We start from the raw sequence: 24,149 nt of genomic DNA, 5'->3' as shown, positions 1-24,149 counted from the left end.
GAGCGCGGGGTGCGTGCCTCGTATCGCTGGAAGGGAGGGTCGCCGTGGATCCGACGATCAGGGTGGACAGATCGATCCCGGGGCTCCGGGTGGTCACCGAGAACCTGCCGTGGTGCCACACCGCGGCGGTCGGGGTGTGGATCGCGGCGGGTTCCGCCGACGAGGCCCCCGAGGAACACGGTGCCGCGCACTTCCTCGAGCACGTCCTGTTCAAGCGGACCGCCACGGCCTCGGGACTCGAACTGTCCGAGCGCATCGATCTCCTCGGGGGTGACCTCAACGCCTACACGGGCCGGGAGCACACCTGCTACCACGTCCACGTCCCGGCGGAGGGCCTGGCGACGGCCGTGGACGTACTGGTGGACGTGGTGGCACGCGGGTCGTGTGACCCGGAGGACGTGGAGATCGAGCGGGACGTGGTGCTCGACGAGCTCGCGGGCCGGGCCGACGACCCGGAGGACCTCGCCTGCGAACTCGCCACCGGAGCCGTGTTGGGTGATGACCCGCTGGCTCGCCCGATCATCGGGACCGAGGAGTCGGTGGTGGCCCTGGACGCGCAGACGCTGCGATCGTTCCACCGCAGGGTCCTCCGTGCGGGTGACGTCGTGGTGGCCGCGGCCGGGCGCATCGACCACGAGGAGCTGGTCAGACGCATCGCCGACGGCCCGCTGGCCGCCGTGGTCGCCGAGGGCCCGGCGGGAGCCGCGACGGTCGGGGCCGCCGCACCCACCTCCGGCCAGGCGGCCGGGCACCCGGGCTGGGCCCCGTCGTCGGTTCTGGTGGGGGAGGACGACGACTCCGAGCAGGTGCTCCTGGCTCTGGCACGGAGGACACCGTCCCGCGATCACCGGGACCGCGCCGCGGCACAGGTCGCGACCGCGGTGCTCGGCGGTGGACTGAGTTCCCGACTGTTCCAGCGGGTCCGCGAGGAGCTCGGGCTGGCCTACACCGTGTACGCGTCGATGGACCAGTTCCGTGCGACCGGACTCGTCTCGGTCGTCGCCGGCAGCCCCGTCGGGCGGGTGGACGCCCTCAGCGGTGCGCTGGCCGAGGTCGTCGCCGGGATGGTGAACGATCCCCCGTCCGGCGACGAGGTCGACCGCGCGATCGGGCACCTCACCGGATCGATCAGGCTCGGGCTGGACGACCCACTGTCGCGGATGACGCGGATCGGCCGCCACCTGCTGGACCGCGACACTGTGGTGACCGTCGGGGAGTCGCTCCACCGGCTCCGCACCGTGCACCGCGACGACGTGGCGGACTACTGGACGGGCGAGACCGCGCCCTGGTGTCTGGCGGCCGTCGGGCCGGGCATGCCCGATGCCGGCGGCGCGGCTGATCTGCTCGCCGGCGTGGGCGGATAGGCTGGTGAGCGGTGTGACGACCGATGAGGAGACGATGACGGTGACGAAGGTCGGAGTGCTCGGTGCACGCGGCAAGGTGGGCACGGCGATCTGCGAGGCGGTTCGCGCGGCGGAGGACATGGAACTCGTCGCCGAGGTGGACCAGGGCGACCGGCTGCAGATGCTCACCGACGCCGGCGCGGAGGTGGTCGTGGACTTCACGCACCCCGACGTGGTGATGGACAACCTCGACTACTGCATCACACACGGCATCCACGCCGTGGTCGGCACGACCGGCTTCACCGACGAGCGGTTGGAGACACTGCGCGGACTGCTCGCGTCCCACCCGGATACCGGGGTGCTCGTGGCACCCAACTTCGCGATCGGAGCCATCCTCATGATGCGCTTCGCGGTCCAGGCGGCGAGGTATTTCCCCTCGGCCGAGATCGTGGAACTGCACCACCCGAACAAGGCCGACGCACCCTCGGGTACGGCACACCGCACGGCGGAGATGATGGCCGCCGCCCGCGCCGCGGCAGGGATGGGGCCCTCCCCGGACGCCACCTCCACCGAGCTGGAGGGGGCGCGGGGCGCAGATGTCGGCGGGGTGAGGGTGCACTCGGTCCGCGTGACCGGCCTGATCGCGCACCAGGAGGTCCTCCTGGGTACACAGGGGGAGACCCTGACCATCAGGCACGATTCCCTCGATCGCTCCTCCTTCGCGCCCGGTGTGCTCCTGGGCGTACGGTCGATCGCGGGCGCTCCGGGACTCACCGTTGGGCTCGACGCCTTCATGGATCTGTAGGCCGGCCCGTGGACAGAGTCGTCAAGCCGCTGGTCATGGCCCTCACGGCGGTGGGTCTGGTGGTGGCGTTCGGTTACCTGCTCTACCTCGGGTGGTCCATGATCAGCCGGTCCGAGTACCTCGCCATGCGTGGACTGGGCGTCGGGATCGTCCTGCTCACCGTCGTCGGGGCGTGGGCGATGTGGGCGATCCTGCGGAACGGATTCGAACTCCAGCGGATCTCCGCCGCGGCAGCCCAGGAGGGGATCGAACTCGATGTCTCCGACCTGGACCACCGCCCGTCCGGGCGACTCGAGCACGCCGCCGCCGATGAGCTGTTCGACCGCGTCAGTGCGGAGTACCAGGCGTCTCCGGACGACTGGCGTACCAACTACCGGTTGGCCCGCGCCTACGACCACGCGGGCGACCGCCTCCGTGCCCGTGAGGTGATGCGGGCGGCCATCGCCCTGCGGGAGGCGGAGTCCTCCGGGACCGGGGATCCGCGATGAGCACCGTCCTCGTGGTCCACCACGCTCCGTCCCCCAGGCTCCGACGAATCCTGGAGGCACTGGAGAGGGGTCTGGCCCATCCCGACCTCGAGGGCATCGAGGTCGAATCAGTGCCCGCACTTGCGACCACCGACGACCACGTTCTCCGTGCGGACGGCTACGTCCTGCTCACCCCGGCCAACTTCGGCTACATGTCCGGTGCACTCAAGCACTTCTTCGACCGCACGTACTACACCTGCGAGGGTGCGGTGGCCGGTCGGCCCTACGCCCTCTGCGTGCACGGGGACAACGACACCTCCGGGGCGGTGGCCTCGGTCGAACGGATCACCACCGGGTGGGACCTCCGCCAGGTCGCCCCGGCCCTACAGCTCACCGGCGAGCCCGGTCGTGAGGAACTCGACACCGCGTCCGAGGTCGCCGCGACGGTCGCCGCACACCTTCTCGGCTGACCCGCCGGGCGACACGACACAAGAGGGAGTCCCACCATGTCCGAGCTCGTCCGGCGGCAGGTCCGCATGGTCGCGCACACCGCGTTCACCCCACCCGACGAGATCGGTTGGGAGACGGATGCGGACGGCGGCTCCGCCCTGGCCGAGTTCGCCGGCCGCGCCTGCTACCAGAGCTGGGACAAACCCAACCCGCGCACCGCGTCGAACGCCGGGTACCTGAGGCACATCCTCGAGGTGGGGCACCTCTCGGTGTTCGAGCACGCGAGCGTGACGTTCTACATCACCGGTATCTCCAGGTCGTGCACCCACGAGCTCATCAGGCACCGCCACTTCTCCTACAGCCAGCTGTCGCAGCGGTTCGTCCCGGAGCATGATTCCAAGGTGGTGCCCCCGCCCGCGATCGCCGACGACCCGGAGCTGGTGGAGATCTTCCGCCGCGCCACCGACGCGTCGCGGGAGGCCTACGCGGAGATGCTCGCCAAGCTCGAGGAGAGGTTCGCCGACGTCCCCAACCCGATGCTGCGTCACAAGCAGGCCCGGCAGGCCGCGCGGTCGGTCCTGCCCAACGCCACCGAGACCCGCATCGTGGTGACCGGCAACTACAGGTCGTGGCGGCACTTCATCGGAATGCGGGCGACCGAGCACGCGGACACCGAGATCCGAGGACTGGCGATCGACGTCCTGCGTCAGTTGCGACAAGCGGCGCCGGCGGTGTTCTCCGATTTCGAGATCACCTCGCTGGAGGACGGCTCCGAGATCGCGGTGAGCCCCTACGTCCTGGAGGGATGAACCGGTTCACCGGGTCGGAATCGGGACTTCCCGTGGTCTGCGGGTAGTCTGGGAGGCCATGACACACGTGACCACTGGGGGCCCGATGTCGGCAGACGGTCGGCCGGCCCCCACCCGACCCGGACGCCCCACGCCGTTCGGCACGGTGCTCACGGCGATGGTCACCCCGTTCGGGTCCGACGGTTACGTCGACCTGAAGGCCGTCGCACGTGTCGCGGAACACCTCGTGGAGTCGGGGTGCGACGGTCTCGTCGTGTCCGGGACCACGGGAGAGTCGCCCACCACCACGGACGCGGAGAAGATCGCGGTTCTCGAGGCCGTTCTGGCCGCGGTGGGGGACAGGGCGACGGTGGTGGCCGGAGTCGGGACATACGACACCGCACATTCCGTGCACCTCGCGCGCCAGGCGGCGTCCGTCGGTGCCCACGGCATGCTCGTGGTGACCCCGTACTACTCCAAACCCACCCAGGCCGGACTCGACGCCCACTTCCGGGCGATCGCCGACGCCACCGACCGACCGGTGATGCTCTACGACATCCCACCGCGGTCAGTGGTCCCGATCCAGGCGGAGACGCTCATCGGACTGTCGTCCCACCCGAACATCGTCGCCGTCAAGGATGCCAAGGGCGACTTCCACGACGCGGTCACGGTGATGTCCCACTGCGACCTCGTCTACTACTCGGGCGACGACCAACTCAACCTCCCGTGGCTGGCCGTGGGAGCCAGCGGTTTCGTCAGCGTGATCGGCCACGTGGCCGCCGCGCGCCTCGTCGAGCTGCGCCGCGCCTTCCTCGCGGGCGAGGTCGACACCGCGCGACATATCAACCTCGGACTCCTCCCGCTCTTCGACGCCCAACGGGCGCTCGGCGGCGTGTCGATGTCCAAAGCAGCACTAGAACTTCTCGGGATCCCGGCCGGAGTGCCGCGACTCCCGCAGTTACCACCGACCACCGAGCAACGGGACGCACTGGCGTCGCTGTTGCACAGAGCAGGAGTCATCAGATGACGGAGAACCCGACCAACAGCCGCGGACGCGGCCGGACCCGCCGCGCTGCCGGCCGCCCCACCGGCGAGCCCGCACCCGCGACCGCCGTGCAGTTCACGGAGCCCACGCCCGTCTCGAATGCGCCCGCGGCGAACGGCGGAGACGGCCGCCCGGCCCGGGACCAGGGCAAGCAGGAACAGAACAAGCAGGATCAGAACAAGCAGGGCCAGGAGCGGCAGGGCGGCGGCCAGCAGGGCAGGAGCCAGTCCAGGGGCCAGCAGAACAAGGGTCAGCAGGACCAGAAGCAGGACGCCCCCAAGGGCGCCTCGCGTGGTCGCGGGCGCGGAGCGTCCTCCGACGGCGGCCAGAACGGTGGCGGTCAGAACAGCGGCGGCCAGAACGGCGGCAACCAGGGTGGCGGTCAGAACGGCGGCGGCCGGGGCCGTGGTGGCCGGGGCCGCGGCCGTGGTAACGGGACCACCTCCACCGCCGAGTTCGGCGGCGTCAAGACCATGCAGGGCGGGGACATGACGGTCCGGCTGCCCAGCCCGCCCAAGCCGCGCAAGGGTGCGATGCGTCTGGTCGCGCTCGGCGGGATCACGGAGATCGGCCGCAACATGATGACCTTCGAGTACGACTCGAAGCTTCTGATCGTGGACTGCGGTGTCCTGTTCCCGAGTTCGACGGAGCCCGGAGTCGACCTGATCCTCCCGGACTTCGGTCACATCGAGGACCGACTCGACCAGGTCGAGGCGCTCGTTCTCACGCACGCCCACGAGGACCACATCGGTGCGATCCCGTTCCTTCTCAAACTGCGCCCGAACATCCCTGTCGTGGGATCCAGGTTCACCCTGGCCCTGGTGGCGGCCAAGTGCCGGGAGCACCGGATCAAGCCGGTCTTCCAGCAGGTCGACGAGTCGAGCGTGAGTTCGTTCGGCCCGTTCGAGGTCCGCTACTTCGACGTCAACCACTCGATCCCCGAGTGCCTGGGCGTTGTCGTCCGTGCGGGCGGCAACTCCGTGATGATGTCGGGCGACATCAAGCTCGACCAGCTTCCCACCGACAAGCGGCCCACCGACCTGGCCAAGATGGCGCGGTTCGGCGACGAGGGTATCGACCTGCTGCTGTTGGACTCCACCAACGCCACCACCCCGGGAGTCAGCCGCTCGGAGTCCGAGGTCGGCCCCGCTCTCCAGCGGCTCATCAGCGACGCCCGCAGACTCGTCGTGGTGGCCTGCTTCGCCTCCAACGTCTACCGCGTGCAGTCCGTCATCGCGGCCGCCGAGGCCTGCGGCCGGAAGGTCGCGCTCACCGGTCGGTCCATGATCCGGAACATGGAGATCGCGCTCGAACTGGGTCTGCTCACGGACCCGAAGGGCGTTCTGATCGACATGGACGCCGCGGCGAAGCTCCCCTCCGAGAAGGTCCTCGTGATGACCACCGGGACCCAGGGGGAGTCGATGGCCGGGTTGTCCCGGATGGCCCGCCGCGAGCACCGGCAGATCAACCTCTCCGAGGGCGACACCGTCCTGTTCTCCTCGTCGATCGTCCCGGGCAACGAGGAGCCGGTCTTCAGCGTGCAGAACAGTCTGTCCCAGATGGGCGTGAACGTGGTGACCAGCCGCGATGCCAACATCCACGTCTCCGGACACGGGGACGCGGGCGAGCTGCTCTTCGTCTACAACGCCGTTCGGCCGAAGAACGCCATGCCCGTCCACGGAGAGTGGCGGCACCTGCGGGCCAACCGGGCCCTGGCGGTCGCGACCGGCGTGCCGGCGGAGAACGTGGTGCTCGCACAGAACGGCGTCGTGGTGGACCTCGTCGACGGCAAGGCGACCACCGTCGGTCAGATCCCGGTCGGCCACCTGTACGTGGACGGTCTGTCCACCGGCGACGTCGGCGACACCGTGCTGGCGGACCGCACCGCGCTGTCCGAGGACGGCTTCATCGTCGCCACGGTGGTGGTGGACCCCCGCACCGGTCGACCGGTGAGCAAGCCCCAGATCATCGCCAAGGGATTCACCGACGAGCCGGGCGCGTTGGCGCCGGTCGTCGAGCTGGTCGAGAACGCACTGTGGGACCTGGCAGGGGAGGGTGAGACCGACCCCTACCGACTCGCGCAGGCGGTCCGCCGCACCGTGGGCACCTGGGTCTCCGACAAGTGGCGTCGCAAGCCCATGATCGTGCCCACCGTCATCACCTCCGTGGCAGCGCAGGACTGAGTCCGGTGAACCCCGACCGGCGGACACTGGCGCAGCGGGAGCGCAGCGCTCTCGTCGAGACGATGCGCGCCGCCGGGCCGGAGGCACCGACGCTGTGCGCCGGGTGGACGACCCGGGATCTCGCGGCGCACCTGGTCGTGCGGGAGGCACGCCCCGACGCCGCCGCGGGAATCGTCCTGCCGGCGCTCGCCTCGCGGATGGAGGAACTGCGCCTCCGTGAGGCCGAGCGTCCGTGGGACGAACTGCTCGAGAAGATCGCGGCGGGTGCGCCGTGGTACTCGCCGCTCCGCTACGCAGACCGGCTGGCCAACGCCGCGGAGTACCTCGTCCACCACGAGGACGTCCGCCGGGCCGGTGGCGAATGGACGACGCGGGAGTTCGACGTCGAGGACCTCGATCGCATCTGGGCGCTGGGCACCACGGTGGCCAGGACGTTCCTCCGTCGGGTGTCCGCCCGGGTCGACCTGCGCACCCCACCGGGGATCACGTTGACCAAGTCCGGTGCGGTGTCCACGGGCGCCGCGTTGGCCCCGATGGTCAGTGTGACGGCCGCCCCCGTCGAGTTGATCCTGTGGGCGTTCGGCAGGGACGCGGTGGACGTGGACATCTCCGGAGCCCATGGGGGCATCGACGCGGTCCGGGCGGTACCGAGGGGCTTCTGACCGACCCCGGCCCGTGTGGCTGCTGTTACCAATGGGGTCCGAGAAGATAGAGTGACCCCCATGGCACCCAGCTCGAACACGCGATCCACCCGTGCCCCCGGTGGACGACGCCCGGCCTCGAAGTCCGGCGCACAGCGATCCACCGCGTCCACCTCGTCGTCGTCACGGTCAGGCGGTTCCCGTCGCGGCGCCGTCGTCTCCACCCCGAAGTCGGGCACCCGCGGCGGTTCCCGCGCGGTCACCCCACCTCCGGAGCGGACGTCCGGTGCCTTCGGTGCCGTCGGGCGCGGTCTGCGTGGCGGGTGGTCGGGTGTGGCGAAGGGGGTCGGTCACGGGGTGCGCGGGCTGCGAGGCGGAACCGACGACGAGCGCGTGGCACCACCGCACCGTCGTGACGGGCTCGGGTTGATCCTCGTCGGCATCGCGATCGTCTTCGCGGGAGCGGTGTGGTTCGGTGCGGCGGGGCCGGTGGGGGAGTGGTTCGACACCGGGATCCGCACCGTGGTGGGGACGCCGGGTGCCCTCCTGCCGTTGCTGCTCGGGGTCTGGGGCGTCCTCGTGATGGCGCGGGAGCCACGACCCGACGTCCAGTCCAGGTGGGTGGTCGGGACCACCGTGACCTCACTGGGTGTGCTGGGTCTCTGGCATCTGGGATCAGGGTCGCCCTCGGACCCGGAGGGGGTCCGTGGGGGAGCCGGCGTCCTCGGGAGGATCGTCGGGGGCACGCTCGAGGCGGGTCTGTCCGTCTTCGTCGCCGTCCCGCTCCTCGTGTTGCTCGTGGCGTTCGGAGTGCTGGTGCTGGTGGGACGCCCGGCGAGGGAGATCCCCGGCATCGTGCGCGGATTCTTCGGCTGGGACGGGAGCGGGGACATCGTCGACCACGAGGACCCCGCAGCGGACTGGGACGACCCGGACGCCACCACCGCCTACCCGATCGCCGAGACCGGGACACCGGTCGACCGGGAGCGGACCGCACCGAGACGTCCGGCTCGCCGCCGGGTGGCCGCCTGGTCGGACACCCCGACCACCGGGGAGACGTTCGAGATGCCGGCGGCCGCAGGGGCGTCGGCGGACCCGGCCGACGGGCCGGATGACGCCCCCGTCGAGTCCCCCGCCGGCGTCCGGCGCAGGGGCCGGAAGCCGGCCGCGGCCACCGCGGTCCTACCCACGACCGGACCGGACGCCGCAGCGGCGGGTGCGGGCGCGCCGGTCGGGGACGCCACGACCGGGGCCACCGTCCGCCCGGCGGAGGCGCGCGGAGCCGGCGGCACGACCGAGGTGCCGCAGACCAACACCCCGTCCACCCACACCGCGGCGGACAGCGATGTCGAGCGCCTCGACTCCCAGAAGCAACTGCTCAACGGCGTCGAGTACACCCTGCCGCCCGTCAGCCTGCTGACCGCGGGGGACCCGCCCAAGGAGCGCAGCGAGTCCAACGACCAGATGATCGACGCCATCCAGGGCGTCCTCGAGCAGTTCAAGATCGACGCCGCGGTCACCGGGTTCACCCGCGGGCCGACGGTCACGCGCTACGAGGTCGAACTCGGCCCCGGCGTCAAGGTCGAGAAGATCACGGCGCTGCACCGGAACATCGCCTACGCGGTGGCCACGGACAACGTCCGTCTCCTCGCCCCGATCCCCGGCAAGTCCGCGGTGGGCATCGAGGTCCCCAACCTCGACCGGGAGCTGGTGAGGCTGGCCGACGTGCTCACCGACCCCAAGACCGCCACCAAGCACAACCCGATGCTCATCGGACTGGGCAAGGACATCGAGGGGGACTTCGTCACCGCCGACCTGTCCAAGATGCCGCACCTCCTGGTGGCCGGCTCGACCGGTTCGGGTAAGTCCAGCTTCGTCAACTCGATGCTCGTGTCGTTGCTCACCCGCGCGACACCGGACGAGGTGCGCCTGATCCTCGTGGATCCCAAGATGGTCGAGCTGACGCCGTACGAGGGGATCCCACACCTGATCACCCCGATCATCACGCAGCCTAAGAAGGCGGCCGCCGCGCTGGCGTGGCTGGTCGAGGAGATGGAACAGCGCTACCAGGACATGAAGTCCACCCGCGTGCGCCACATCACCGATTTCAACGAACGGGTCAAGTCCGGTGCCATCACGACCCCGCCCGGCAGCGAACGGGTGTACCGCCCGTATCCGTACATCGTCGCGGTGGTGGACGAACTCGCCGACCTCATGATGACCGCGCCGCGTGACATCGAGGACGCGATCGTGCGGATCACCCAGAAGGCCCGTGCCGCCGGGATCCACCTGGTGCTGGCCACGCAGCGTCCGTCCGTCGACGTGGTCACGGGCCTCATCAAGACCAACGTGCCGTCGCGTCTGGCCTTCGCCACGTCCTCGCTCACCGACTCGCGGGTCATCCTGGACCAGGCGGGGGCGGAGAAGCTGATCGGGATGGGTGACGGTCTCTTCATCCCGATGGGGGCGTCGCGACCCGTCCGTATGCAGGGTGCGTTCATCACCGACGAGGAGATCCACGAGGTCGTGGACTACGCCAAGAACCAGGCGGAGCCCGACTACGACGACACCGTCACCGCCGCCAAGGAGGAGTCCAAGAAGGACATCGACGGCGACATCGGGGACGACCTCGACGACCTGCTCGCGGCCGTCGAGCTCGTGGTCTCCAGCCAGTTCGGGTCCACCTCGATGCTGCAGCGCAAGCTCCGCGTCGGGTTCGCCAAGGCGGGTCGGCTCATGGACCTGATGGAGTCCCGCGACATCGTCGGACCCTCGGAGGGCTCGAAGGCCCGCGACGTGCTGGTCAAGCCGGAGGAGCTGGGGTCGGTCATCTGGATGATCAAGGGCGGCACCCCGCCCGAGGAGGACCCGGGAGACCTGCCTGCCGGGAGCGAGAACCTGGACGAGGCGCCGGTGGGCTGAACCGCGCGGTCTCAGGCCAGCGCGCCGTACACCGGCATCCACTCCCGGACGGTGACCTCGGAGACCATTCCGCGCAGACAGTGGGGGTCCTCCGCCACCAGTGCGCGGGCGGTGTCGGAATCGGCGGCCTCGACGACGAGCAGGGCGCCCGAACCGTCCGTGTACGGACCCACCGACCGGATCGATCCCGCGTCGACCCGGGCGGAGAGCCACTCGCGATGGGCGGGCTTGTTGGCCTCCCGGTCATCGGTCTGCTCGGGCTCGTACCGGTAGTCGACTGCGAAGAGCGGCATCGGTGTGGTCCTTCCTGGTCGCTGCGGGGGTGTTGTCGGATCAAGGGTATTCGGCCGGGTCTCGCTAAGGTGAGGGGGTGACACTTCCCATCACCGATGACGGACGCCCCGGCGCCGAGGTCCCCGTACTCAACATCGCCAACGTGCTCACCGTCCTGCGGATCGTGTTGGTCCCGGTGTTCGTGGTCCTGTTCTTCGTGGCCGACGCGCAGGACCCGTGGTGGCGGGTGGGTGCGTTCGTCGTCTTCGTGTTCGCGATGGCGACCGACTACGTGGACGGGTACCTCGCCCGGCGGCTGGGTCTGGTGACGGACTTCGGCAAGATCGCCGACCCGATCGCGGACAAGGCGCTCATGGCGGCGGCGATGATCTCGCTGTCCCTGGTCCACGAGCTGTTCTGGTGGGTGACGATCGTGATCCTCGTCCGCGAGGTGGGGATCACCCTCTGGCGTCTGTTCGGCGTCGACCACGTGGTGGCGGCCAGTAAGGGTGGCAAGCTCAAGACCGTGACCCAGACCCTGGGGCTGGGCATGCTGATCCTCCCGCTACCGCACTGGGTCTGGCCCGTCGAATGGGCCGTGATCGGCGTGGCGCTGGTCCTGACCGTCTACACGGGTATCGATTACCTGGTGAAGGCGCGTCAGGCCGCCAGGGCCGGGCACTGAGCCCCCCGGCCCGGGTTGCCATGACCTCCGCTGATCTCCCCGATCCGGGTGCCGCGGCCGCGGTGGCCGCACTCGGCGGGCGCGGGTGGACCCTGGCGACCGCCGAGTCGCTGACCGCGGGGATGCTCGCGGCCACGGTGGCGGGGGTTCCGGGGGCGAGCGCGGTGCTCCGGGGTGGCCTGGTTGTCTACGCCACCGATCTCAAGCACACTCTCGCGGGCGTTGCCGAGGAGGTTCTCCGGAGGCACGGGGCCGTGTCGGGGGAGACGGCGCGCGCGCTCGCCCTGGGGGCGGCGGAGCGATGCGGCGCCGACGTCGGTGTGGGTCTGACCGGTGTGGCGGGACCCGACCGCCAGGAGGGGAGGGCCGTGGGGACCGTTCACGTGGGGATCTGCGTGCCGGGAGTCGCGGCGCGGTCGACCGAGCTCTCCCTGGACGGCGGTCGAGCCGAGATCCGTCGGGCGGCCTGTGCCGCCGCCCTCGATCTGCTGGTGGGGATCGCCGACGAGGTCGGGAACGAATCGGCGACGTGAGGCGTTGTACCCCGTGATGCCGAACATCCAGATGACCACGCTGCCCCGACCGGACCACCGGAGCGGGCCCCCGCTGCTGCGGGAGACCCTCGGGACGGTGCTCCGCGGCCTGCGGGGCGATTCGGGGCGGACCCTGCGGGACGTCGCCGACGCCGCCCGGGTGAGTCCCGGGTATCTCTCCGAGATCGAACGTGGTCGCAAGGAGGCCTCGAGCGAGTTGCTCGCGTCCATCTCGGGTGCGCTCGACGTCTCGCTCGGCGAGATCCTCATCCGCGCGGCCCTCGAGGTCTCGCCCCCGGGTACCGTCTCGCTCCCGGGCACCGTCGCGGAGCCCGTCCTCGCGGCCTGAGCCCCACCCCGGCAACGCCCGGTGGTCGCCCCCCGACCTTGTTCGGTACCGTGGTACCGACCAGTCGTCCGAATCGGCAGAAGGACACTACGCAGCGATGGCCAATCCGTTCACCAAGGCATGGCGCTACCTCATGGCGTTGTTCGATTCGAAGATCGACGAGAATGCTGACCCCAAGGTCCAGATCCAGCAGGCCATCTCGGACGCGCAGCGGCAGCACCAGCAGCTGTCCCAGCAGGCGGCCGCCGTGATCGGCAACCAGCGGCAGCTGGAGATGAAGCTCAACCGCCAGCTCGCCGACATCGAGAAGCTGCAGGGCTCCACGCGGCAGGCACTGCAGATGTCCGAGCAGGCCCATCAGAACGGCGACACCCAGAAGGCGACCGAGTACGAGAACGCCGCGGAGGCCTTCGCCGCTCAGCTGGTCACCGCCGAGCAGAACGTCGAGGACCTCAAGGGACTCCACGACCAGTCGCTCCAGGCCGCGGCCCAGGCCAAGAAGGCCGTGGAGCAGAACGCGATGGTGCTCCAGCAGAAGGTGGCCGAACGGACCAAGCTGCTCAGCCAGCTGGAGCAGGCCAAGATGCAGGAGCAGGTCAGCGCGTCGCTGCAGTCCATGTCCGAGGTCTCGTCGGGCGGGAACACCCCGAACCTCGACCAGGTCCGCGACAAGATCGAGCGGCGGTACGCCAACGCCCTCGGGTCGGCGGAGCTCGCCCAGAACTCGGTTCAGGGCCGGATGCTCGAGGTCGAGCAGGCCTCGACCCAGATGGCCGGGCACAGCCGTCTCGAGCAGATCCGGGCGTCGATGAAGGCCGAGGGTGGTCAGCTCGGACAGGGGACCGGCTCTGCGTCCCAGCTCCCCCAGGGGCAGCCGCAGTCCGCCACCCCGCCTCAGCAGCAGGCGCAGACCGAACAGCAGTGAGTCGTCCGAGGACGGGCCGCCGGTGAACTGACCGGCGGCCCGTCCTCGTCCGTGGTGAAGGGGCACACGTGACACTGACCGAGTTCAGGGCCCGGACCGTCGAGGCCTTCGGGGACCTGCGGGCCGATCATCTCGTGAGGTCCCATCATCTGGCCGCGTTCGACGGGCGCACCGCCGACGAGGCCATCGACGCCGGTGCCTCCGTCAAGCAGGTCTGGTTGGCGCTGTGTTCGGAGTTCGAGGTTCCCGACTCATTACGCTGACCCCGTGGCGGCGTGTCGTTCGATCTCGAACACGCGTTCGTCTACACTCGGGTCATGTGATGACGGGATGGCCCGTCCACAGGGCGACATCCCTCCACAGTGAAGGGTTGCCGGGCTCGTGCGAGACGCATCTGTCGTACCCGACCCGTAGCGTCCGCGAGCGAGCAGACCACACAGACCGTCCGGCACGACACCGGAGGTCGAGCACGAACGGAGAGCATCATGGCCCCCAAGACCACCGCCAAGTCAGGTACCAGGACGGGCGTGGCCCAGAACCGCGAACAGGCGCTGGAGTTGGCGCTCGCGCAGATCGACAAGGCCTACGGCAAGGGGTCGGTCATGCGGCTCGGGGACGACACCCGGCCGCCGGTCCAGGTCATCCCGTCCGGTGCCCTGTCCCTCGACGTGGCACTCGGGATCGGCGGGTTCCCACGGGGCCGCGTCGTGGAGATCTACGGTCCGGAGTCGTCCGGCAAGACGACCGTCGCGCTGCACGCGGTGGCCAACGCGCAGGCCGCCGGCGGGATCGCCGCGTTCATCGACGCGGAGCACGCGTTGGATCCGGAGTACGCCCGCAAGCTCGGCGTGGACACGGACAACCTCATCGTCTCCCAGCCGGACACCGGTGAGCAGGCGCTCGAGATCGCCGACATGCTGGTCAGGTCGGGGTCAATCGACATCCTGGTGGTCGACTCCGTCGCGGCGTTGGTGCCGCGGGCGGAGATCGAGGGCGAGATGGGCGACAGCCACGTGGGCTTGCAGGCGCGACTGATGAGCCAGGCGCTCCGCAAGATGACGGGTGCGCTGCACAACACCAACACCACCGCGATCTTCATCAACCAGCTGCGCGAGAAGATCGGGGTGATGTTCGGCTCGCCCGAGACCACCACGGGCGGTAAGGCGCTCAAGTTCTACGCCTCCGTCCGCCTGGACGTGCGCCGGATCGAGACCCTCAAGGACGGCGCGGATGCGGTGGGTAACCGCACCAAGGTCAAGGTCGTCAAGAACAAGATCGCGCCCCCGTTCAAGATCGCGGAGTTCGACATCCTCTACGGCGAGGGCATCAGTCGCGAGGGATCGCTCATCGACATGGGTGTGGAGAACGGCTTCGTCAAGAAGTCGGGTTCCTGGTTCACCTACGGGGCGGACCAGTTGGGCCAGGGCAAGGAGAACGCCCGCCGGTACCTCAAGGAGAACCCCTCGGTCCGCGACGAGATCGAGCGGAAGATCCTCGACAAGCTCAATATCGGGGCGGGTGCGGAGATCGCGGAGATCGAGGCGGAGTCCGATGAGGACGCGCCTATCGACGTGGTGCCCGTCGAGTTCTGATGAGCGTGCAGGACCCGTGTGCGGCCGAGCCGGGGCGGGGTGTCGACACGGACGATCTACGCACCGCCATCGCGGCGGTGGAGGCCAGGCCGTCGAGTAGCTCGGACCTGCCCCCGTTGGCACCCGAGGCCCACGAGGCCGCGACGGCGGCTCTCCGACTTCTGCGCCACCGGCCACGGAGCCGACACGAACTGCGGGAGCGGCTGCTGGGTAAGGACCACGCGCCGGACGCGGTGGACGAGGCGCTGGACAGGGTCCGCGCCTGGGGCCTGCTCGATGACGCGGACTTCGCCTCGGAATGGGTCCGGGGTCGGCGGCGTCGACGCGGACGGTCGCGGGGAGCACTCGAACGTGAACTCCGCGAGAAGGGTGTCGCCGAGGTCCATATCGCGGGGGCGGTGGCCGGCATCGACGAGGCCGATGACCGACAGCAGGCCACCGAACTCGTGCGCGCGAGGCTCAGCCGCAGCCCGGTCGACTCCGGTCCCGGGGCGGATCTCCAGGGAGAACGGCGCAGGCTGGTGGCGTTCCTCGCCCGCCGGGGCTATCCGACGGGGTTGGCGATGACGGTGGTCGACGCCGAATTGGCGGCCCAGGTGTCGCCCTGAGTACCCTGGCCTGCGTGGATTCTCTCGTGACCGACCTGCAGGCGACGGCCGGAGACACCGGCGTCGAGCGCGTCGAGGGGCGCACCTACCAGGTGCGGACCTTCGGGTGCCAGATGAACGTCCATGACTCCGAGCGGCTCTCCGGTGTGCTCGACGCGGCCGGGTATGTGCCGTTCGAGGGTGAGGCCGACCCTGCCCGGGGCACTCTGCCGGACCTCGTGGTGTTCAACACGTGCGCCGTTCGCGAGAACGCGGACAACCGCCTGTACGGCACGCTCGGCCACCTGCGGCCGTGGAAGGACGCCAATCCCCGACTGCAGATCGCGGTCGGGGGATGCCTGGCGCAGAAGGACAAGGACGTCGTGGTCACGCGGGCCCCGTGGGTCGACGTGGTCTTCGGCACACACAATCTCGGGCACCTGCCCACGCTGCTCCAGCGCTCCCGGCACAACGAGCGGGCCGAGGTGGAGATCGCCGACTCGCTCCAGCACTTCCCCTCGACCCTCCCCGCCACCCGGGAGTCCGCCTACGCCGGCTGGGTCTCGGTGTCCGTGGGGTGCAACAACACCTGCACGTTCTGCATCGTCCCGTCCCTCCGCGGCAAGGAGGTGGACCGTAGACCCGGTGAGGTCCTGGCGGAGATGAAGGCACTGGCGGACGAGGGTGTCCTCGAGGTCACCCTGCTCGGACAGAACGTCAACGCCTACGGGCGATCGTTCCACGACCCCGCCGAGCCATCCGACAGGGGCGCCTTCGCGAAGTTGCTGCGCGCCGCCGGTCGGGTCGAGGGCATCGAGCGGATCCGGTTCACCTCACCACATCCCGCGGAGTTCACCGACGACGTGATCGAAGCGATGGCCGACACCCCCGCCGTGTGCCCGCAGCTTCACATGCCCCTGCAGTCCGGCTCGGACCGTGTCCTGCGCGCGATGCGCCGTTCGTACCGGTCGGAGCGCTTTCTGGGCATCCTGGACAGGGTGCGGGCCGCGATGCCGCACGCGGCCATCACCACGGACATCATCGTCGGATTCCCCGGGGAGACCGAGGAGGACTTCCAGGCCACCCTCGACGTCGTGGAGAAGGCGCGGTTCACGAGCGCGTTCACTTTCCAGTACTCACCGCGACCGGGGACTCCGGCGGCGACGATGACCGACCAGGTACCCAAGTCCGTCGTGCAGGAGCGCTACGAGAGGCTGATCGACCTGCAGGAGCGGATCACCCTCGAGGAGAACCGGAAGCAGGTCGGTCGCGAGGTCGAGCTGCTCGTCACCGCCGACCAGGGCCGGAAGGACGCCGCCACCGCCCGGATGACCGGCAGGGCCCGGGACGGCCGTCTGGTGCACTTCGCCCCGGTGGGGGAGCACGCCGGGCGGATCCGACCCGGCGACGTGGTCACCACCCGGATCAGCTCGGCCGCCCCGCACCATCTGCTCGCCGACGACGGCGTGCTGACCTGTCGGGCCACCAGGGCGGGTGACCGGCACGAGGCCGGTGAGAAGCCGGAGACCCCCCCGATTGGCGTGGGGCTCGGACTGCCCACGCTGCGACGTGATGCCCTCGCCTCCGACACCACCCAGAAGGGATGCCTCACGTGAACACCGCTGACCGCCCGGACCCCATCCAGGGGATCATGGAATCCAGCAGGACCGTGGATTCGGAGTTCCGACGCAGGGACAGGATGTTGGGCCACACCCTCGTCATCGGCAGGGCCTATCTGGCGTCGGCGTTGCTGATCGTGTTGCTCGCCGCCGCTCTCGCGCTTCCCCACAGCGACGGGGTGCGTGGACTGGACGTGCTCTTCTTCACCGAGGCGGCCCGGGACCAACAGACCTCGCTGCCCTCCCACGTGTTCGTCCTGCTCTACTCGGCCGGCGCCATCCTGTTCGGCGCCGTCATGATCATCACCCAGAAGTGGTGGGCGGCGGGGATCGCCTGGGGCGCCAGTTGCGTGGCCACGGTGTACGGGATGCTGGCGATCTGGCTGCGCCAGTCCGGACGGGGACCGAACCCCGACTTCCAGGACTTCGGCGCCCCCGGGATCGGCTTGTACGTCAGCGTGATCCTGGTGCTGCTGCTGGTGATGACCCTGGCCGGCGTGCTGTGGGCGCGCACCCCCGAACAGCGCGAGCTCGAGGACTCCGTCCGCCACCGCGACTGAACCGGGTCGCCGCACCCGTCGGACCCACCCCGTGCAGCAGGGCCCCACCGTGTCGGTGGGGCCCTGTCGGCGTGATCAGCGGGTGTCGACCGCGTTCTCGGCGGCCTCGGCCCATTCCTTCCACTGCATGGCCTGCGCGCGGGCCTTCTCGGCGTCCTTCGACTTGCCCGCCGCGTCGGCCTTCGCGGCCTGTGCCTCGAAATCGTCCACCCGCACCCAGAACTGGGCGGCGCGGGCCTTGGCCTCGGGGTCGGTACGCCGCCATTCGGCGTCGGCCGCGTCGGAGACGGACTTCTCCAGGGCGCGGATCCGTCCCTCGAGCTGCCCCATCCTCTCCCGCGGGACCTTGCCGATCTCCTCCCAGCGGGTCTGTAGCTCCCGTAGCGCGGCACGGGCCGCGTCGAGGTTCTTGTCCGGGTCGATCCGGGCCGAGAACTCGGTGAGCAGCGCCTCCTTGGCGTCCGCATTGCCCTCGAACTCCGCGTCACGCTCGGCGGCCGCGGCGTGGCGGGCGTCGAAGAACGTGTCCTGGGCCGCCTTGAAGCGCTTCCACAGGGCGTCGTCGGCCTCGCGGGGAGCGCGGCCCGCGGCTTTCCACTCGTCCATGAGGCGCCTGAACGCGGTGGCCGTGTCGTTCCAGTCGGTCGAGGCCGAGATGGCTTCGGCTCGTTCGACCAGCTCCTCCTTGACGCGCTTGACGGAGGCGCGGGTGCGGTCGAGTTCCGCGAAGTGGGAACCACGGCGCCGGTTGAACGCCTCGCGGGCCTTGGAGAAGCGCTTCCACAGTGCGTCGTCGGTCTTGCGGTCGATGCCGCGAATGGTCTTCCACTCGTCGAGGATCTCCCTGAGGCGATCGCCGGCGGCCTTCCACTGGGTGGACGACTCACCGATCTCCTCCGCCTCGACGGCCAGCGCCTCCTTGCGGGCGATCGCGGTGGCGCGCTCCTCGTCCTTGCGCTGGCGCGCCTCGACCTCGACAGCGCCGGAGCGCTCGACCACGGTGGCGAGTCGGGTCGCGAGGGCGTCGAGATCTCCCACGGCCGCAGCGGAGGGGAGCTGCTCGGCGAGGGCCTCGGCGGAGGCCCGGGTCTTTCGCGCGTCCTGCGGGTGCGAGTCGAGTCGCGCCTCGAGGAGTGAGACCTCCGCGACCAGGTCGTCGTACCGGAGGCCGAAGTGGGCCAGACCTTCCTCGGGTGCACCCGCCTGCCAGGAGCCGACCTGGCGTTCGCCCTCGGAGGTCCTGACGAACACGGCGCCGGAGTCGTCGACCCGACCCCATTCGGACGGGTCCGACGCCCGGACGATGCGCGACTCGGGGGCCGCCACCGCTCGCGGTGCCACCTTCCGGGCCAGTGCTGCGGGGGACGGCGCACCGGGACGCGGGCCCGGGGTCGGAGTGGGGGTCGGTGCGGACGTTCCGGGGTTCGCCTCCCCGGGGGTGGTCGGTGACTGGTCGCTCATCTGGTCCTCGTTTCGTTCTGCCGCGTGACACGGCACCATCGCCGGAATCCCACCGGTCGTCGCCTCGCCGTCCCGGTGAGGGGTCGGCATCTCCCTAGTGTGTACCAACCGCCGCCCGGGCGCCGGGGTATCCCCAGCGAGTCCGACAGAGTCCCGGGGCGGCGCTCCTGCGGAGGTCAGTAAGGTGCTCCGTGTGAACACCCCTGTCGTCCTGGTACCCGGCGCACCGGTTCTGGTGCCCGAACTGTCCGGAGAGGCGGCCGCGGAGACCGCCGGCCAGGTCGACGCCGCGCTGGATCTGCTCAGGACGGCCTCATCCGGCCTCGAGAGGGTGCTCGTGCTCGGCTCGGACCCCGAGGGGCGGACGATGGGTGACGTCCGTTCCTCGCTGTCGAGGTGGGGGGCGGCGGTCCGGGTCGGGCGTTCCGAGGCGGTGGAAGCCGAGTACGACGATGTCCCCGACGCGGCCCTGATCGCATGGTGGCTGCTCGACCGCGCCGGGATCGACCAGCCCCGGTCGTTCGCGGGCGTCACCGGCGGTGGACGGGTCTCTCGGCCCCCCGGGCGCGACACCCTCGTGGTCGTCGTGGGGGACGGTCCCGCCTCCCTCACCCCCCGGGCACCCGTGCCCGAGGACCCGCGTGGTGTCGCCCTCGACTCGGATCTCACCGAGTGGCTGCGGCGCGGTGGCCCGCTGCCCGATCCCGGTGACGCGGTGGCGGAGGCCGTGGGGTGGTGGAGCCGGCCCGCGTGGCTCGGGCTGGCCGGGCTGGTCGGGGAGAGGTCTGCGGTGGAGTCGGTGTCCTGGGCGCCGTTCGGTGTGGGGTATCACTGCGCTCGCTGGGATCTCTCGTCGTCGTCGGATTCCCCGGGCCAGGGGGGTCACGGGTGAGCGGCCCCGCACCGGTCGCGGTGGTGGGCCCGACCGGCACCGGGAAGTCCGACCTCGCCCTCGATCTGGCGCAGCGGCTGGGCGGGGAGGTGGTCAATTGTGACGCCATGCAGCAGTACCGCGGCATGGACATCGGTACCGCGAAGCTCCCGCCGTCCCTCCGACGTGGCATCCCGCATCACAGGCTCGACGTCCTCGAGGTGACCGAGACCGCGAGCGTCGCCGACTTCCGTCGCGAGGCCGAGCGCGAGATCGCGGAGATCCGGGAGCGCGGGAACGTGCCGATCCTGTGCGGAGGATCTATGATGTACATCCAGGCCCTGGTCGACGGCTGGTCCATCCCCGACACGGATCCCGCGGTCCGGGCGCGCTACGAACGGCGCCTCGAGGAGATCGGGGTCCGGGCGTTGCACGCCGAGCTCGCCCGCGCGGACCCCGAGGCCGCTCGGACCATCCTGCCGACCGATCCCCGCCGGACTGTTCGGGCACTGGAGGTGGTGGAGCTGACCGGTCAGCCGTTCTCCGCCTCGAGACCGACCATCGGCGCACCTCGGTGGGGCACGCGGCTGCTCGGCCTACGGTGCGCGCTTCCCGAGCTCGATGACCGGCTGGACGCCCGTACCGGGCGCATGTTCGCCGACGGGCTGATCGACGAGGTGCGTGGGCTCGTCGGGCTCGGACTGCTCGAGGGCGTGACGGCCCGGCGGGCCATCGGGTACGCGCAGGTTCTCGACGAGATGGACGACGAGCTGGGGATCGACGACGAGGGGGTGGCCCGCGCCCGGGAGCGCACGGTGATCGGCACCCGCCGGTACGTGCGCAGGCAGCGGTCGTGGTTCGGGCGTGATCACCGCATCAGGTGGATCGACACCGACACCCGCCAGGTCGACGGCACGCCCCGCGGTGGACGGACCCCTGTGGAGACAGCACTCGAGCTCCTCGGTGAGGCTCCGCGATGAGCGCCTCGAACCCCGGCCGCACCCGCGTCCAGTCGGTCGACCGGGCGTTCGCCCTCCTCGACTCGTTGGCCCGGCGGGGCGGCCGCGCGTCCCTCGGGGAGCTGTGCGCCGACACGGGTCTGGCCGCGGCCACCGTCCACCGGCTGTGCGGGACGCTCGCCGAGTCGGGTCACCTCCGCCGGGACGCGCGCCGCGACTATCTGCTCGGCCCCCGATTGCAGCGGATCGGCGAGGTCGCGGGGAGGGCGACGTGGTCGTGGGCCCAGCCGGTGCTCGCGGCCGTGGTCGACGGGACCGGCGAGACCGCCAACCTCGCCGTTCGTGAGGGGGACGGTGTCGTGTACCTCGCCCAGGTCCCGTCGCCGCACTCGATGCGGATGTTCACCGAGGTGGGCCGTCGGGTGCACGTGCACTGCACGGCGGTGGGGAAGGCGTTGGTCGCCCGGGACGACGACGACGAGGTCCGCGCGATGCTGGAACGGACCGGCATGCCCGGGTACACGGATGCCACCATCGTCGACCCGGACCGGTTGTTGGACGAGCTCGCCCGCGTACGCAGGGTGGGGTTCGCCACCGACGAGTCGGAACAGGAGGAGGGCGTCCGCTGTGTCGCGATCACGGTGGGGGTCGGGGACGCCGCGGTCGCGGTGTCCGCGTCGGGGCCCGAGGCGAGGTTCACCGAGGAGCGCCGCGACGCCGCCATCGGGGTGCTCAGGGCGGCCGTCGCGGACCTGCACCCCTGACGCGGAAGGATCCGCCGCCCCGGCCCGGGATCCGCTACCCCTGTGGGGGGAGCGGATCCCGGTGTGCGGGCAGCGGATCCTTCCGGGGCTTCGCGGCGGGGCCGTTCTACAGCCCGTTGGCGGCCTTGAACTCGCGGCGGCGACGGTGCAGGATCGGCTCGGTGTAGCCCGAGGGCTGCCCGGTCCCCTCGAGGATGAGCTCGCGGGCGGCCTGCCAGGCGATCGACGAGTCGAAGTCCGGCGCCATGTTCCGGTATGCCTCGTCACCGGCGTTCTGCTGGTCGACGATCTCCGCCATCCGGCGCAACGAGTCCTCGACGTCCTCGGCCGTGATGATGTCGTGACGGATCCAGTTGGCGAGCATCTGCGAGGAGATCCGCAGGGTGGCGCGGTCCTCCATCAGGTTGACGTCGTGGATGTCCGGCACCTTCGAGACGCCGATGCCCTGTTCGACCCACCGGACGACATAACCGAGGATGGTCTGGCACGAGTTGTCGACCTCCTCCTTCTTCTCGGCGTCGGTCCAGTTCGTGTCGGTCGCGAGGGGGACGCTGAGGATGTCGTCGACGCTCGCGCGCGGTCCGCCGGCGAGGAGTTCCTCCTGTCGGGACATCACGTTCACCCGGTGGTAGTGGGTCGCGTGGAGGGTCGCGCCGGTCGGCGACGGCACCCACGCGGTGTTGGCGCCGGCCCTCGGCTGCCCGATCTTCTCGGCGAGCATCTCGGCCATGAGGTCGGTCTTGGCCCACATGCCCTTCCCGATCTGCGCGCGACCGCGCAGACCGCAGGCCAGGCCGGTGTCGACGTTGAAGTCCTCGTAGGCGGTCATCCAGCGGGCGGACTTCATCTCACCCTTGCGGATCATCGGGCCGGCCTCCATGGAGGTGTGGATCTCGTCCCCGGTCCGGTCGAGGAAGCCGGTGTTGATGAAGACGACGCGATCGGTGGCCTCGGCGATGCAGGCGGCGAGGTTGACCGAGGTGCGCCGCTCCTCGTCCATGATGCCCACCTTGAGGGTGTTCTCCGGCAGACCGAGGAGCGCCTCGACCCGGCCGAACAGCTCGGTGGTGAAGGCCACCTCGGCCGGGCCGTGCTGCTTGGGCTTGACGATGTAGATGGACCCGGTGCGGCTGTTGCCGCGCTCGTTGCCCGGCGCGATGCCGTGCATGCCCGCCAGCGAGGTGATCAGGGCGTCGAGGATGCCCTCGGGCAACTCGTTCCCGTCCGCGTCGAGGACCGCGGGGGTGGTCATGAGATGCCCCACATTGCGGACGAAGAGCATCGAGCGGCCGTGGAGCCGGACCTCGCCGGATCCGTCGGGCGCGGTGAAGACCCGGTCGTCGTGGAGGACGCGGGTGAAGGTCTTGTCGCCCTTGCTGATCTCCTCGGAGAGGTCGCCCTTCATCAGACCCAGCCAGTTGCGGTAGCCGTGGGTCTTGTCCTCGGCGTCGACGGCCGCGACGGAGTCCTCGAAGTCCATGATGGTGGAGACGGCGGACTCCAGGACAACGTCCTTGACGCCGGCGGAGTCGGTCGATCCGATCGGTGAGTCGGCGTCGATCTGGACCTCCACGTGCAGGCCGTTGTTGCGCAGGAGGACCGAGGTCGGGGCGGCGCCGTCGCCCAGGTAGCCGACGAACTGTGCGGGATCGGCGAGGCCTGTCGTCGCCCCGTCGGCGAGTGTCACCTGCAGTCGGCCGTCCACCACGGTGTAGCCCGTGGTGCCGACGTGACTGCCGGAGTCGAGCGGCGCGGCGTCGTCGAGGAACTCGCGGGCCCAGGCGATGACGCGGTCCCCGCGGACCTTGTTGTAGGAGGACCCCTGCTCGGCCCCACCGGACTCCGGGATCGCGTCGGTGCCGTAGAGCGCGTCGTACAACGAACCCCACCGGGCGTTGGCGGCGTTGATCGCGAAACGCGCGTTCATGATCGGCACGACCAACTGGGGGCCCGCGACCGTGGCGATCTCGTCGTCCACGTTCTGAGTGTTGACCTGAACGGAGTCCGGCTCCGGGACCAGGTAGCCGATCTCCTGCAGGAACGCACGGTAGGTGGCCGGGTCGATCGGGGCGGGGTTCTCGTTGTGCCAGGAGTCGATCCTCGACTGCAGGTCGTCGCGGACGGCGAGCAGCTCGCGGTTGCGCGGGGCCAGGTCGGTGAAGATCTCGGAGACTCCCGCCCAGAACGCGTCGGGATCGACCCCGGTGCCCGGGATCGCCTGGGTGTTGACGAAGTCGTACAGGACCTCGTCGACCTGGACGTCGCCGACGGTGATGCGTTCGGACATCGATGCTCTCCTCACATAGGGACCGTTCTCGCCTCCGACT

23 protein-coding genes and 1 pseudogene are annotated in these 24,149 nt (G+C 70.3%); 21 read left to right on the top strand and 3 right to left on the bottom strand.

Translation table 11 applies throughout. The features are described 5' to 3' along the window. Positions 1-44 precede the first annotated feature (44 nt). From ABD250_RS00755 to ABD250_RS00715, 9 genes are all read left to right on the top strand, one after another. Positions 45-1,364 (top strand): M16 family metallopeptidase, encoded by a 1,320-nt coding sequence (locus tag ABD250_RS00755; RefSeq protein ID WP_259843950.1) that lies wholly within the window; start codon positions 45-47, stop codon positions 1,362-1,364. A gap of 34 nt (positions 1,365-1,398) precedes the next feature. After that, a complete protein-coding gene (gene dapB / locus ABD250_RS00750) occupies positions 1,399-2,148 on the top strand; it encodes a 4-hydroxy-tetrahydrodipicolinate reductase (RefSeq protein WP_179526256.1) in 750 nt (249 codons plus the stop codon). Positions 2,149-2,156: 8 nt separating this feature from the next. Then, positions 2,157-2,636, top strand: a complete 480-nt coding sequence (locus tag ABD250_RS00745; RefSeq protein WP_179525426.1) for a hypothetical protein — start codon at positions 2,157-2,159, stop codon at positions 2,634-2,636. Next, positions 2,633-3,085, top strand: a complete 453-nt coding sequence (locus tag ABD250_RS00740; RefSeq protein ID WP_179525425.1) for a flavodoxin family protein — start codon at positions 2,633-2,635, stop codon at positions 3,083-3,085. The genes ABD250_RS00745 and ABD250_RS00740 overlap by 4 nt, the downstream gene beginning before the upstream one ends. A gap of 36 nt (positions 3,086-3,121) precedes the next feature. Further along, the gene (gene thyX / locus ABD250_RS00735; RefSeq protein ID WP_179525424.1) at positions 3,122-3,874 is read left to right on the top strand and encodes an FAD-dependent thymidylate synthase; all 753 of its coding nucleotides are present in this window, start codon (positions 3,122-3,124) and stop codon (positions 3,872-3,874) included. A gap of 85 nt (positions 3,875-3,959) precedes the next feature. Next, positions 3,960-4,880: a 4-hydroxy-tetrahydrodipicolinate synthase gene (gene dapA / locus ABD250_RS00730; protein WP_182609553.1), complete on the top strand. Its 921-nt coding sequence runs from the start codon at positions 3,960-3,962 to the stop codon at positions 4,878-4,880. Further along, positions 4,877-7,081: a ribonuclease J gene (locus tag ABD250_RS00725; RefSeq protein WP_344389948.1), complete on the top strand. Its 2,205-nt coding sequence runs from the start codon at positions 4,877-4,879 to the stop codon at positions 7,079-7,081. Before dapA ends, ABD250_RS00725 begins: the two co-directional genes overlap by 4 nt. A gap of 5 nt (positions 7,082-7,086) precedes the next feature. Then, on the top strand, positions 7,087-7,743 hold the full coding sequence (locus ABD250_RS00720; RefSeq protein WP_182617816.1) for a TIGR03085 family metal-binding protein: 657 nt from the start codon (positions 7,087-7,089) through the stop codon (positions 7,741-7,743). Between the two features lie 60 nt (positions 7,744-7,803). After that, positions 7,804-10,644, top strand: coding sequence for a DNA translocase FtsK (locus ABD250_RS00715; RefSeq protein WP_344389946.1), 2,841 nt, complete (start codon positions 7,804-7,806; stop codon positions 10,642-10,644). Between the two features lie 11 nt (positions 10,645-10,655). Here ABD250_RS00715 and ABD250_RS00710 read toward each other — a convergent pair whose 3' ends face one another. Further along, positions 10,656-10,937, bottom strand: coding sequence for a YciI family protein (locus tag ABD250_RS00710; RefSeq protein WP_182616500.1), 282 nt, complete (start codon positions 10,935-10,937; stop codon positions 10,656-10,658). 77 nt (positions 10,938-11,014) lie between these two features. Here ABD250_RS00710 and pgsA point away from each other — a divergent pair, with 77 nt between their 5' ends. The 9 genes and pseudogenes from pgsA (at position 11,015) to ABD250_RS00665 (ending at position 17,767) form a co-directional block, all read left to right on the top strand. Further along, a complete protein-coding gene (pgsA, locus tag ABD250_RS00705) occupies positions 11,015-11,602 on the top strand; it encodes a CDP-diacylglycerol--glycerol-3-phosphate 3-phosphatidyltransferase (protein ID WP_179525421.1) in 588 nt (195 codons plus the stop codon). A gap of 20 nt (positions 11,603-11,622) precedes the next feature. Then, the gene (locus tag ABD250_RS00700) at positions 11,623-12,135 is read left to right on the top strand and encodes a CinA family protein (RefSeq protein WP_182657663.1); all 513 of its coding nucleotides are present in this window, start codon (positions 11,623-11,625) and stop codon (positions 12,133-12,135) included. A 16-nt stretch (positions 12,136-12,151) separates the two neighbouring features. Next, entirely contained in the window at positions 12,152-12,484 is a 333-nt protein-coding gene (locus ABD250_RS00695; RefSeq protein ID WP_179526252.1) for a helix-turn-helix domain-containing protein, read from the top strand. A 97-nt stretch (positions 12,485-12,581) separates the two neighbouring features. Next, positions 12,582-13,305 (top strand): annotated as a pseudogene (locus ABD250_RS00690) (PspA/IM30 family protein); the annotation flags it as partial. A gap of 172 nt (positions 13,306-13,477) precedes the next feature. Next, on the top strand, positions 13,478-13,672 hold the full coding sequence (locus ABD250_RS00685; RefSeq protein ID WP_179525418.1) for a DUF3046 domain-containing protein: 195 nt from the start codon (positions 13,478-13,480) through the stop codon (positions 13,670-13,672). 222 nt (positions 13,673-13,894) lie between these two features. Further along, entirely contained in the window at positions 13,895-15,001 is a 1,107-nt protein-coding gene (gene recA / locus ABD250_RS00680) for a recombinase RecA (protein WP_179525417.1), read from the top strand. Continuing rightward, positions 15,001-15,609, top strand: a complete 609-nt coding sequence (locus ABD250_RS00675) for a regulatory protein RecX (protein WP_182610352.1) — start codon at positions 15,001-15,003, stop codon at positions 15,607-15,609. Before recA ends, ABD250_RS00675 begins: the two co-directional genes overlap by 1 nt. 26 nt (positions 15,610-15,635) lie before the next feature. Continuing rightward, entirely contained in the window at positions 15,636-17,204 is a 1,569-nt protein-coding gene (gene miaB / locus ABD250_RS00670) for a tRNA (N6-isopentenyl adenosine(37)-C2)-methylthiotransferase MiaB (protein ID WP_182657674.1), read from the top strand. Next, positions 17,192-17,767, top strand: a complete 576-nt coding sequence (locus ABD250_RS00665) for an Rv2732c family membrane protein (RefSeq protein WP_179525415.1) — start codon at positions 17,192-17,194, stop codon at positions 17,765-17,767. Before miaB ends, ABD250_RS00665 begins: the two co-directional genes overlap by 13 nt. 75 nt (positions 17,768-17,842) lie before the next feature. Here ABD250_RS00665 and ABD250_RS00660 read toward each other — a convergent pair whose 3' ends face one another. Next, positions 17,843-19,228, bottom strand: a complete 1,386-nt coding sequence (locus tag ABD250_RS00660) for a DUF349 domain-containing protein (protein ID WP_182644403.1) — start codon at positions 19,226-19,228, stop codon at positions 17,843-17,845. 193 nt (positions 19,229-19,421) lie between these two features. On the opposite strand from ABD250_RS00660, the gene ABD250_RS00655 reads away from it, so the two are divergent. The 3 genes from ABD250_RS00655 to ABD250_RS00645 are packed head-to-tail and all read left to right on the top strand — an operon-like array spanning position 19,422 to position 21,822. Beyond that, on the top strand, positions 19,422-20,120 hold the full coding sequence (locus ABD250_RS00655) for a class III extradiol ring-cleavage dioxygenase family protein (protein ID WP_182657665.1): 699 nt from the start codon (positions 19,422-19,424) through the stop codon (positions 20,118-20,120). After that, positions 20,117-21,079 carry a tRNA (adenosine(37)-N6)-dimethylallyltransferase MiaA gene (miaA, locus tag ABD250_RS00650; RefSeq protein ID WP_179525412.1) on the top strand — a complete coding sequence of 321 codons (963 nt, stop codon included), beginning with the start codon at positions 20,117-20,119 and terminating at the stop codon, positions 21,077-21,079. Before ABD250_RS00655 ends, miaA begins: the two co-directional genes overlap by 4 nt. Beyond that, a complete protein-coding gene (locus tag ABD250_RS00645) occupies positions 21,076-21,822 on the top strand; it encodes an IclR family transcriptional regulator (protein ID WP_182657667.1) in 747 nt (248 codons plus the stop codon). The genes miaA and ABD250_RS00645 overlap by 4 nt, the downstream gene beginning before the upstream one ends. A gap of 106 nt (positions 21,823-21,928) precedes the next feature. Here ABD250_RS00645 and ABD250_RS00640 read toward each other — a convergent pair whose 3' ends face one another. Further along, entirely contained in the window at positions 21,929-24,109 is a 2,181-nt protein-coding gene (locus tag ABD250_RS00640) for a malate synthase G (RefSeq protein WP_182657668.1), read from the bottom strand. Positions 24,110-24,149 lie beyond the last annotated feature (40 nt).

This window comes from Dietzia cercidiphylli, from assembly GCF_039531545.1.
In the GTDB taxonomy this organism is placed as follows: domain Bacteria; phylum Actinomycetota; class Actinomycetes; order Mycobacteriales; family Mycobacteriaceae; genus Dietzia; species Dietzia natronolimnaea.
The sequence above is the reverse complement of the archived record's forward strand: the minus strand, read 5'-3'. Positions and strand labels throughout refer to the sequence as shown.